Raw genomic sequence first — 10,245 nt, 5'->3', positions numbered from 1 at the left:
AACATCCATTGCCCCACATTTATCCCCACCCACCCAGACAGGAACACATTTTGAAACTATCCCACTACGCTATGAAAGCATTACATGGAAGTATGTAAACGGGAATATCATTTATAAAGATACCTGGAATGAACGCATAACCGCCTAATAGATCGGCGACAACCCACTACAGCCTCCCTCTCTGCTTCTGAAATCCAAAAACGACATATAAAGTCGGCATTTTTACGCCTCCAACCCGGCTCATCCTTATTCATTGTAACAATGAATAAGGATGAGGTCCGCCAAAGATAAACATTCGCATCCTGCGCCGGTCTCCCTATACTGCTGTTATGTCGGCTGATTCAGCACCTGTTCAGGAAACTCCTATGAAGTCATGGCTCTTACCTCTTCTGCTGCTTGCGCCGCTCTGCTCGCAGGCGGCATCCACGCCGAAAGAAATCAAAGCACGGTTCAGCCAGTTCAAGGTCGGGGATAAAACCATTTGCCTCGATGACGTGACTTACGCCAACAACAGCAAAATGAAAGTGATCGAGAACGGTTTTGTCGTCTCGAAGCGCAAGAATGTGCTGGTTTACCAGAGCAACACGTTATTTCTGCTCGGTAATGACGTCACGGTGAACATTAAGGCCGTGATTGAAAGCCGGGCGGGGAAAACAGGATTCAGTAACCAGTTTAAACAGGCGATGATCCGGGTCGACGGAATGGATGATCCGACACGCGCCAGTGAGAAGGCCAAAATCATTCAGTCTTTTGAAGACGTGATTGCAGATAAAAATAATGAAACCCCCTACAGCTCGGTGGCGCTGACGGATAAAGGCTACATCATCACGCAGATGGAAAGTCATTCCACCACCATCAGCGAATGCTACGTTACGCCGTATAAAAAATCGCCGAAGGAGTGATTCTGATGACCTTTTTATCCGCTATGCGTGATACTTTTTACCCGCAATTTTTTGATCAGCTGGTCAGCGATTACGCCAGAGAAAATGTCAGTTCAGGCCGCTGGCAGCAGGAAAATGCGCTGACACGATCACAAGGTGAAATAACGCGTTTGCTGCCGCAGGGCCTGGCCACACCGGATAATTATTTGTTTGAAATAAGAACAGAGGCCGACGGGGAAACTGCGGGGTATATTTGGTTTGCGGTCAGTGAGCGTCAGGGCGAGCGTAGCGCTTTTATTTATGAAGTGTCAGTGTTTCCGCAATTTCGCCGTCAGGGCCATGCCCGCGCAGCCTTTTTACAGCTGGAAGAAAAAGTGCGCGGACTGGGTTTGACATCTGTCGGCCTGAATGTGTTTTATAAAAACAGTGCTGCGCAGGCGTTATACAGCAGTCTGGGCTATGCGCCGACCAATCTGACGATGGTAAAAGCGTTAAGCGCAGAATGACAGCGCCGGTCAGCGCTGGTATTTAATAAAATCAGTCAGCCGCCCCACACGATCGTACAGTTTGCGGGCAGTATGATTCGAGGTTTGGGTCGTCCAGTAGACGTTAGCTTTATTGTTTTCATCGGCGTAGGCGTAAACCGCTTCAATCAGTTTTTGCCCGATCCCCAGTTTACGCGCGCCGTCATCGACATATAAATCCTGCAAATACACCACCTGCTGCATATGCCAGCCATGATCGTGATTGATACAGTTCACCAGACCGACCAGTTTCCCCTCATACTCCGCCACATAGCCAAACATACTGGCATACTCGGGCTGCGATAACCGCCGGAAGGTGTGATCAAACTGCGCCGGATCGAGCGTCGACTGATAAAAATCCAGGTAATCGCGCCATAACATTTCCCACTCCTGACGGTCTGCGGGCGTTAACGGACGGATCACCACATCTTGCGGCTGGCTCATCGGGACATTCTCCTGAGGAAATGAAAACGTTACGGACGTGACTGCGGATAATGTATCAGGTCGTGGAAACGTACGGAATGACCGCTTTCATTGCGGTAAGCGTGCGGGCAATCGGCGGCAAAACGCAAAGCTTCACCGGCACTGAGCAGGCGCGTCATACCGTCCACCGTCAGTGTCAGTTCTCCTTCGATAACAATGACATGCTCAATCACACCGGCTTCGTGTGGCGTGGATTCGCTGCATCCACCCGGTTCAAGATCGATAACAAACATGTCCATACGCAATGTGGTGTCAAACGGAAACAAAGGCACCACGCGCATTCCTGAGCTGTCGCTGTTAAACGTGGTCAGCAAACCGTGCCGGTGCAATGCCGCCGACTGCGCAGGCGGGGTTTCAAGAAACTCCGAGAACGAAACATTCAGGCCACTGGCGATTTTCCATAGCGTCGCAACGGTCGGGCTGGATTCGCCGCGTTCAATTTGCCCCAGCATTGCCTTGCTGACACCGGTGTGTTCTGCCGTCTGGCTGAGGCTCCAGCCACGTTCGCTGCGAACGGCTTTCAGCTGGCTGCCAATATGGCGGGTGAGCTCCTGCATCCTGACTCCTCTGGCAATCATTTTTAGCGATCATGGTTGTGCGCTATAACGCACAATGATATTTTGAGCGCATCCGATGTACGCTATAACGCACAACAGCATACCGCCAGCAAGCGGTAACCAGAAGGAATTTCACCTATGGCCTCGCGTTTCAGTCCGCAGGATTTGACATTTTCGGCGGTAATCGCCGGATTTGTTGCGGTTTTAGTCGGTTATACCAGCTCCGCAGCGATTATTTTTCAGGCAGCGGAAGCGGCAGGGGCCAGCGTGGGACAAATTGGCGGCTGGCTGAGTATGCTGGGTCTGGGCATGGGGGTCACCAGCATCGGGCTATCACTGTATTACCGCACACCGGTGGTGACGGCCTGGTCGACACCCGGCGCGGCGCTGCTGGTCACCAGCCTGCCCGGCACCTCACTTAACGAAGCCATTGGCGTATTTGTCTTTGCCACCGGGCTGATCCTGCTGTGCGGCGTGACCGGCTTATTCGCCCGACTGATGCATTACATCCCGCAGGCGCTGTCAGCGGCGATGCTCGGCGGCATTCTGCTGCGCTTCGGGCTGGACGCCTTTACCTCACTGCAAAGCAATTTCGCCCTGGCAGGCACCATGTGTCTGGTGTATCTGCTGGCAAAGCGCGCCCTGCCGCGCTATGCGGTGGTGCTCGCACTGGCCGCCGGGCTGATCGTCGCCGGATTACAGGGTGATATTGCGCTGCACGGCCAGACGCTGACCTTCGCCGCACCGGCGTTTGTGATGCCGCATTTCACGCTTTCCTCAATTATCGGCATCGGCATTCCGTTTTTTGTGGTGACCATGGCCTCACAGAATGCGCCGGGCATCGCCACACTGAAAGCGCACGGCTATCATCTGCCTGTTTCGCCCCTGATTTCCTGGACGGCGCTGACTGCGTTAGTTTTAGCGCCGTTCGGCGGTTTTACCATCTGTATCGCCGCCATTACCGCCGCGATTTGTATGGGCGAGGACATTCATCCCGATCCTAAAAAACGCTATATGGCGGCCGTCTCGGCTGGCGTTTTCTATCTGATTGCGGGCGTGTTTGGCGGCTCCATCGGCATGGTCTTTACCGCCCTGCCACAGGCGCTGATCCACACCATCGCCGGGCTGGCGTTGCTCGGCACCATTGCAGGCAGCCTGTACCGCGCGCTGGAAAACGAGCGTCAGCGCGACGCGGCAATCATTACGTTTCTGATCACGGCTTCCGGTGTCACGCTGCTGGGTGTCGGTTCGGCATTCTGGGGTCTGGCGGGCGGTGTGATAACTCATCTGATCCTCAGCATGCCGGCGCGAAATCGTGATAAATCCGCCGGGAAAAGTTGAGTCCGTTCAAGTTATGGGTAACAGGTTTTCGTAACACGGCACAAGGTGACGACGATCACATTTTCTGACCGGTAAACCCTCTTTACTGGGTGCAATCAGGCCCTTTAAAGAGCGAGAATCCCATGACTATTGCCACACAATCCTGCGTCGTGACCGGGAAAAAAGACGTCTCGGTGATCCACCAGACCCTCAGCTATACCGGCCAGGGCACGCTGGTGAAAATCACCCGCGGCGGCATCTGCGGTTCGGATCTGCATTATTACGAACACGGCGCTGTCGGTGATTTCAGAGTGCGCGAGGCGATGGTGCTTGGCCATGAAGTGGTCGGTGTGGTGGAGAAATCGGATAACCCGCGTTTGCAGCCCGGTCAGAAAGTGGCGCTGAACCCGAGTAAGCCGTGCAAAGCCTGCAAGTACTGTCTGTCCGGTGACGAAAACCAGTGCACCACCATGAAATTTTTCGGCAGCGCGATGTATTTCCCGCACATCAACGGCGCGTTCACGCAGTATAAAATCGTCGACAGCGACCAGTGCATTCCTTACGACAATCAGGTCAGTGACCGCCTGATGGTGTTCGCAGAACCGCTGGCCGTCGCCATTCATGCCGTAAACCAGGCGGGCGATATTCATGGTAAAACCGTGTTTGTTTCCGGCGTAGGTCCGATTGGCTGCTTAATCGTGCTGGCAGCAAAAGCCAAAGGCGCGGCGCAAATCATAGTAACCGACCCTAGCGAACGTTGCCGTACGCTGGCACTGGCAGTTGGCGCAAATAAAGCACTGGACGCTGCACAAGGTGATTTCAGCGAATATCAGGCAGAGAAAGGCTTTTTCGATGTCTCCTTCGATGCCTCCGGCCATCCGTCTTCCATCCGCCGTTGTCTGGAAATGACCCGCGCACGCGGCACCCTGGTGCAGGTTGGCATGGGGCCGGTAGTGAATGAATTCCCGCTGATGTCGCTGATTGCCAAAGAAATAAACTGGGTCGGCAGTTTCCGTTTCACAGAAGAATTCAATACCGCCGTCGAATGGCTGGCGAATAGAACCGTCGATCCGATGCCATTGCTGTCAGCAGAATTCCCGCAGGAAAGTCTGGTGGAAGCGCTGGAATACGCCCTGGATAAATCCAAAGCGTCAAAAGTGCAGCTGGTCTTCTAGCCCGGTCTGCAATACCAGTCACAATATCAAAACACCGTTTCATTTTATGATGTCCTCTGATTTTTATCCTCAGAGGACATTTGCATTATGGTAAAGGACAAGGCGAAAAAGCAGGTCGCGCTGCTGCTGGCTAACGGATTTGAAGAAGGCGAAGCGGTGATTGTGCTCGATATTCTTGAGCGGCTGGAGATTCAGGTCACCACGCTGGCCTGCCAGGAAAGCCTGGCGCTACGCACGTATCACGGCATTCAGATGCAGGCCAACGAACTGCTGTCCGCGCAGGGCGACCGCTTATTTGATGCTGTGGTAATGCCCGGCGGACCGGAAGGCTCAGTGGCGCTGGCGGCCAGTAAAGAGGTGGTGGAATTTGTCCGACGTCACGACGACGCCGGTAAACTGATCTGCCCGCTGTGCTCCGCTGCCGCGCGTGTGCTGGGCGGGAACGGTCTGCTGAAAGGCCGTCGTTACGTCTGTTCCGGCGATTTATACCAGGACGTGAAAGACGGCGTTTACGTCAATCAGTCCTTTGTGGAAGACGGTAACTTGCTCAGCGGAAAAGGATTAGGGCTGGCGTTTGACTTCGCCTTCCAGCTGGCGTACCGCCTGACCGGCGATGCTGAAACCACCAATTTCCAGGCTGATCACATCGATTATCACCACTGGCGCGCCGGCCAGAAGCGTTGATCAAAAAGTTGAACCGGGGCAGATGGCGCAGGTCGTCCGCCCCGGTCAGTATCCTGTCCGTTTTTGGCATTCTTCCCTTTCCAATTCAGGCGCACACTGATTTCACACTCACCAGATGGAGTCCGTAAATGACCCAAAGCGCCCTGTTAAATATCGACGTTCAGCGTTCATTTGAACAAAAAGACTTCTGGCAACAGGATGATTTACCGGCTTTCAGCGAAGCCCTCAACGGCCTGATCGATGGCTGTCAGACCCGCAATGTACCGGTTATCGATGTATTTCACGTCAACCCTGATGGCGACTTTTCGCTGGCCTCCGGTCTGGTCACGCCAATGACTTTTCTCACACACCGGCCGCAGCATGTTGTGCATAAACATGTCCACAATGCCCTGACCGAATCCGGCCTCGATAGCTGGTTGCGCGAAAAAGGCATCACGCATCTGATTATCGCCGGTATGCGCACCGAGCAGTGCTGTGAAACCACGGCCCGGGTGGCGTCAGACCTCGGCTATTCAGTGACCTTTGTCACCGATGCGACACTGACGTTTCCGATGACGCACGCCAGTGGTATCACGCTGAGCGCACAGGAGATCAAATTGCGGACCGAACTGGTACTCGCCGACCGCTTTGCCACTGTCACTGACGTGACCGGTGCGCTGGCGCAACTCGACCGCACTGTGTGAAGATAGCGTTTTTCCCCACAGACGGATGAAGCACTATGCAGCGCAATGTCTACTTTGTGACGCTCCCCGGCGTGATGTCGTTAGATCTTACCGGCCCGGCGGAAGCGTTGCGCCTGAGCGGGCAATTTTCGCTTCATTATATCGGGCCGCAGCCGGAAGTGATGATGTCAACCGGCCTGATGGTCAGCCATTTGCAGCCACTGCCGCAAAGCCTGCCCCCGGGCAGTATTGTGATCATACCGGGTGTGGCAGAATCCGACGAAAACTTCTCCTCACCGGTCGCACAGACCGCCTGTGAGTGGCTGCATCAGCAAAAAAGCGCCATTGAAGCAGGAAATTTAAGACTGGTATGCATCTGTTCCGGCAGCCTGCTGGCCGGGCAAGCCGGTCTGCTCGACGGCTATCAGTGCACCACGCATCACGATGTAATCGGACGGTTGCGCGAGCAGGTACCTGCTGCCCAGGTGAAAGATAACCGGATATTTGTCGAAGACCGTTCGGTACTGACCAGCGCAGGCATCAGCGCCGGTATCGATCTGGCACTACATCTGATCGCCACACATCTTGGGCCGCAGGCCGCGCTGGATGTTGCCCGCGAAATGGTGGTCTATTTCCGCCGTGGCGGTGATGATCCGCAACTCTCTCCGTGGCTGCGTTACCGTAATCATCTGCACCCCGCGGTGCACCGTGCGCAAAACCTGATTGCTGCCGAGCCGGAATCGGCCTGGCAGGTGGAAGATGTTGCCGCCAGAGCGCACATCAGCGCACGCCACCTCACCCGTTTGTTCCGACAACATCTGGGCATCAGCGTGCGTGACTACCACGAGCAATTGCGTATCGCCGTGGCGCAACAACGCCTTCAGCAGGGATCCGGCATCGAAAAAGCCGCACTCGCTGCGGGCTTCTCATCCGCACGGCAATTACGCCGGGCGCAGGAACGGTGGCGTTAAAAGTATTCAGCTCACCCAGTTCCGGCGGTCTATTTTCCCCAGCCCCATCGCCAGAAATAATCCGCCGCCGAGTCCGCAGATAAACAAAAAGACCAGGTTCAGCAGCGGGTATTGCGGAAAGTCGAGATGCCGGCCGCGCAGGCCGGTGATGATCAGCGCATGAAAGCCGTAGATAGCCAGAGAGTGGCGGGAGATTAACGAAAATCCTGGCAGGAGACGTTGTGCCAGTGTGTTCTTGAAAACCACAAATAAAGACATCGCAGAGATAAATACCAGCGGACCACTGTAGATATAAAAGGTATCGGCGAAACTCTGATTAATCTGCATTTGCCGGTATGTGCCGGTGGCAATCGCCAGCGTGCTGAGAATGAACATGGCGCTGGCGACGAGCGTGATCGCCGTTTTTTCAGTCCTGAGCTGGCTGATGGCGCGGCCCAACAGGGCATATAGCACGTAATAGAAAGTGTCACCGCTAATGTATAAATCCAGCGGCAAAAGATGGATTTTGTGCCACGTCACGGCAGGAAGCTGCGGATTTGCCAGTACGCCGAACAGCATTGCGACAATCAGCAGGTATCTGCCGGATACGGCTTTAACATTAATCAGCGGGGAAAGCAGGTAAATCAGGATAATCGCGTAGAAGAACCAAAGATGGTAAAACACCGGTTTTTCCATGATAAGACGCAGAGACGGCCAAAACCCGATTTTTGTCATCGTGAGGATATAAATCAGCGAGACGGCGCTGTAGAACAGCAAACATAATGTGACTCGCAGAAAATGGCGTTTTTGCGCGCTCCTTTCCCCCAAGAACAGCGCACCGGAAATCATAAAAAACAGGGGTACGCAGACGCGCGAAGCGGAATTGAGCACGTTTGCCGCCGTCCATTCAGGGGTATTTACCGCAGCGAAATTGACGACCAGCGACGTGCTGGCGTGGATCATCACCACCATCATGCAGGCGAGTGCGCGCAGATTATCTATCCAGCTGATTTTTTGGCTCATTCCCGGTAATTTCCTTCTTATCGATGGGCTGTTTGCAGCCTAGCCAGCTTTTGGACGGCTAACAAGGCAAAAGTGCCGATCTCAGATTGTGCTGAACGTGAATCTGAACATTGCGTTGCGCTCAAATAATCGGCAAAATAGTCCCTATTACTGCCTCGCTTGCGAAACCCGCCCGGACAGTCTCTTATTTTCTGCTAATTTTCAAAGAATTAGCCTTACGTCTGTGAAATAACTACAATGCATAATTCTCCAAATACTGCTTCCCTTCTGGGCCGGCAGGCGCTTTTGTTCCCTCTGTGCCTGGTGCTGTTCGAGTTCGCGACTTATATCGGCAACGATATGATCCAACCGGGCATGCTGGCCGTCGTGGCTAATTTTAATGCCGGCGAAGAGTGGGTGCCGACATCCATGACCGCTTATCTCGCTGGCGGCATGTTCCTGCAATGGCTGCTCGGTCCGCTGTCCGACAGGCGCGGCCGTCGTCCGGTCATGCTCGCGGGCGTGAGTTTTTTCATCATCACCTGTCTGGCGATTCTGTTTGCGCAAAATATAGAACAATTTATGGTGATGCGATTCCTGCAGGGCATCAGCCTGTGCTTTATCGGCGCGGTCGGCTATGCCGCTATACAGGAATCTTTCGAAGAATCGGTGTGTATTAAAATCACCGCCATGATGGCTAACGTCGCGCTGATTGCGCCGCTGCTCGGGCCTCTGGCTGGTGCGGCGCTAATCCACGTTGCGCCATGGCAGTCAATGTTTGTGATCTTCGCCCTGCTCGCCGCCATTGCGCTGTGGGGATTGTGGAAATCGATGCCGGAGACCGCTTCCCGCCTGGGCGAACCGTTCTCCATGCCAAGCCTGCTGCGTGATTACAAGCATGTGCTGAAGAACCGCCAGTTCCTGTGTGGTGCGCTGGCGATAGGTTTTGCCAGCCTGCCATTGCTGACGTGGATTGCACAGTCGCCGGTGATTTTAATCAGCGGTGAAGGGTTAGCGGCCTATGATTATGGCTTGTTGCAGGTACCGATTTTCGGCGCACTGATTATCGGTAACATCACACTGGCGCGCCTGTCCGGCAAACGTACCGTCGAATATCTGATTAAACTGGGCGCAGGCCCAATGGTGGTTGGTTTGCTGATCGCAGCTGCGGCCACGCTGTTTTCCGCGCATGCGTATCTGTGGATGACTGCCGGTCTGAGCCTGTACGCCTTCGGGATTGGTGTGGCGAATGCCGGTCTGTACCGTCTGACGCTGTTCTCCAGTGACATGAGCAAAGGTACGGTTTCCGCCGCCATGGGCGTCATCAGTATGTTGATTTTCACACTGGGCATTGAACTGGCAAAAGTGGCTTATGTCGAAGGCGGTGCGGGGATGTTTAATACATTCAATTTGTTAAGCGGTCTCGCCTGGCTGGCACTGGTGGTGGTATTTCTGCGCAGCCGACAGGTGGTGCTGCCGCCAAACAGCGTGGTGTGATTTCGTTCGTTTCACCGCTCTGTTTCAGAACAAGACATGGAAGATCGCTCTCCCATGTCTTTCGTTTACGTCTTTCTATTCTTGTTTATTTCTTGGATGGATCGCAGTAATAGGTGGTGCCAGCTTCAGTCACGGAAGTCGTCGTTCCATGTTTATCAGTACATCGGCTAACGAGTTCACAACGGTTGCCATTCCAGCGGGTAGAGAGGGTGCAGTCACTGCCGCCGATGATTTTTTTCGCGACTTCTGATGTAATTTTTTTCATTGATTAACTTCCTTATTAAAATTTAAATAGATTTAAATAACACTCACTTCAGTACAACAAAACGACTTACCGCATTTAAATTCACCAGATCAATGAATATTAAAGGCAGTTGACGTTTGGAACTTCTTTGGCTGGATCCCAGTCCCTCGTCGTCCCATGTTTATCAGAACACGTGGTGGTAGGCACACAGATCCAAATTTTATCTTTGGAGCCTGTGACAGATTTAAGCTGAAACTCATTACGGG

Annotated in this window: 11 protein-coding genes and 2 pseudogenes; 9 read left to right on the top strand and 4 right to left on the bottom strand. The window is 53.7% G+C overall.

Features of this window, described 5'->3' with window-relative positions; translation table 11 throughout:
* From J1785_RS26715 to J1785_RS08085, 3 genes and pseudogenes are all read left to right on the top strand, one after another.
* Window positions 1-148 (top strand): annotated as a pseudogene (locus tag J1785_RS26715) (type VI secretion system tube protein Hcp); the annotation flags it as partial.
* Window positions 149-365: 217 nt separating this feature from the next.
* Window positions 366-902, top strand: a complete 537-nt coding sequence (locus J1785_RS08090; RefSeq protein WP_129953986.1) for a hypothetical protein — start codon at window positions 366-368, stop codon at window positions 900-902.
* Window positions 903-907: 5 nt separating this feature from the next.
* A complete protein-coding gene (locus tag J1785_RS08085) occupies window positions 908-1,387 on the top strand; it encodes a GNAT family N-acetyltransferase (protein WP_217157368.1) in 480 nt (159 codons plus the stop codon).
* Window positions 1,388-1,396: 9 nt separating this feature from the next.
* On the opposite strand, the gene J1785_RS08080 is transcribed toward J1785_RS08085, so the two are convergent.
* Both J1785_RS08080 and J1785_RS08075 read right to left on the bottom strand, forming a co-directional pair.
* Entirely contained in the window at window positions 1,397-1,849 is a 453-nt protein-coding gene (locus tag J1785_RS08080) for a GNAT family N-acetyltransferase (protein WP_129991524.1), read from the bottom strand.
* 29 nt (window positions 1,850-1,878) lie between these two features.
* Window positions 1,879-2,445, bottom strand: a complete 567-nt coding sequence (locus J1785_RS08075) for a helix-turn-helix domain-containing protein (protein ID WP_129953991.1) — start codon at window positions 2,443-2,445, stop codon at window positions 1,879-1,881.
* Window positions 2,446-2,583: 138 nt separating this feature from the next.
* Here J1785_RS08075 and J1785_RS08070 point away from each other — a divergent pair, with 138 nt between their 5' ends.
* The 5 genes and pseudogenes from J1785_RS08070 to J1785_RS08050 all read left to right on the top strand — a co-directional run bounded on the left by J1785_RS08070 (window position 2,584) and on the right by J1785_RS08050 (window position 7,257).
* Complete coding sequence (locus tag J1785_RS08070) at window positions 2,584-3,786, top strand: benzoate/H(+) symporter BenE family transporter (RefSeq protein WP_217219194.1); 1,203 nt, start codon at window positions 2,584-2,586, stop codon at window positions 3,784-3,786.
* Between the two features lie 122 nt (window positions 3,787-3,908).
* Entirely contained in the window at window positions 3,909-4,940 is a 1,032-nt protein-coding gene (gene idnD / locus J1785_RS08065) for an L-idonate 5-dehydrogenase (protein ID WP_217219193.1), read from the top strand.
* 87 nt (window positions 4,941-5,027) lie between these two features.
* The gene (locus J1785_RS08060) at window positions 5,028-5,624 is read left to right on the top strand and encodes a DJ-1/PfpI family protein (RefSeq protein WP_217219192.1); all 597 of its coding nucleotides are present in this window, start codon (window positions 5,028-5,030) and stop codon (window positions 5,622-5,624) included.
* Between the two features lie 128 nt (window positions 5,625-5,752).
* Window positions 5,753-6,295: pseudogene (locus tag J1785_RS08055) on the top strand (isochorismatase family protein); the annotation flags it as partial.
* A gap of 47 nt (window positions 6,296-6,342) precedes the next feature.
* Window positions 6,343-7,257, top strand: a complete 915-nt coding sequence (locus J1785_RS08050) for a GlxA family transcriptional regulator (protein WP_217219190.1) — start codon at window positions 6,343-6,345, stop codon at window positions 7,255-7,257.
* 6 nt (window positions 7,258-7,263) lie between these two features.
* Here J1785_RS08050 and J1785_RS08045 read toward each other — a convergent pair whose 3' ends face one another.
* Window positions 7,264-8,259: an acyltransferase gene (locus J1785_RS08045; protein WP_129991530.1), complete on the bottom strand. Its 996-nt coding sequence runs from the start codon at window positions 8,257-8,259 to the stop codon at window positions 7,264-7,266.
* A gap of 237 nt (window positions 8,260-8,496) precedes the next feature.
* Between J1785_RS08045 and J1785_RS08040 the strand changes: the two genes are divergently transcribed.
* Window positions 8,497-9,735, top strand: coding sequence for an MFS transporter (locus J1785_RS08040; protein ID WP_129954005.1), 1,239 nt, complete (start codon window positions 8,497-8,499; stop codon window positions 9,733-9,735).
* A gap of 85 nt (window positions 9,736-9,820) precedes the next feature.
* On the opposite strand, the gene J1785_RS08035 is transcribed toward J1785_RS08040, so the two are convergent.
* On the bottom strand, window positions 9,821-10,000 hold the full coding sequence (locus J1785_RS08035) for a DUF4762 family protein (RefSeq protein WP_217158877.1): 180 nt from the start codon (window positions 9,998-10,000) through the stop codon (window positions 9,821-9,823).
* Window positions 10,001-10,245 lie beyond the last annotated feature (245 nt).

It is taken from the genome of Rahnella perminowiae (assembly GCF_019049755.1).
GTDB classification, from domain to species: domain Bacteria; phylum Pseudomonadota; class Gammaproteobacteria; order Enterobacterales; family Enterobacteriaceae; genus Rahnella; species Rahnella perminowiae.
This window is presented reverse-complemented; position numbering and strand designations above follow the sequence as displayed.

Bases quoted from the DNA above. Each gene is read 5' to 3' on its own strand.
- J1785_RS08090 (WP_129953986.1), top strand. From the start codon at position 366: ATGAAGTCATGGCTCTTACCTCTTCTGCTGCTTGCGCCGCTCTGCTCG.
- J1785_RS08085 (WP_217157368.1), top strand. From the start codon at position 908: ATGACCTTTTTATCCGCTATGCGTGATACTTTTTACCCGCAATTTTTT.
- J1785_RS08080 (WP_129991524.1), bottom strand. From the start codon at position 1,849: ATGAGCCAGCCGCAAGATGTGGTGATCCGTCCGTTAACGCCCGCAGAC.
- J1785_RS08075 (WP_129953991.1), bottom strand. From the start codon at position 2,445: ATGCAGGAGCTCACCCGCCATATTGGCAGCCAGCTGAAAGCCGTTCGC.
- J1785_RS08070 (WP_217219194.1), top strand. From the start codon at position 2,584: ATGGCCTCGCGTTTCAGTCCGCAGGATTTGACATTTTCGGCGGTAATC.
- idnD (WP_217219193.1), top strand. From the start codon at position 3,909: ATGACTATTGCCACACAATCCTGCGTCGTGACCGGGAAAAAAGACGTC.
- J1785_RS08060 (WP_217219192.1), top strand. From the start codon at position 5,028: ATGGTAAAGGACAAGGCGAAAAAGCAGGTCGCGCTGCTGCTGGCTAAC.
- J1785_RS08050 (WP_217219190.1), top strand. From the start codon at position 6,343: ATGCAGCGCAATGTCTACTTTGTGACGCTCCCCGGCGTGATGTCGTTA.
- J1785_RS08045 (WP_129991530.1), bottom strand. From the start codon at position 8,259: ATGAGCCAAAAAATCAGCTGGATAGATAATCTGCGCGCACTCGCCTGC.
- J1785_RS08040 (WP_129954005.1), top strand. From the start codon at position 8,497: ATGCATAATTCTCCAAATACTGCTTCCCTTCTGGGCCGGCAGGCGCTT.
- J1785_RS08035 (WP_217158877.1), bottom strand. From the start codon at position 10,000: ATGAAAAAAATTACATCAGAAGTCGCGAAAAAAATCATCGGCGGCAGT.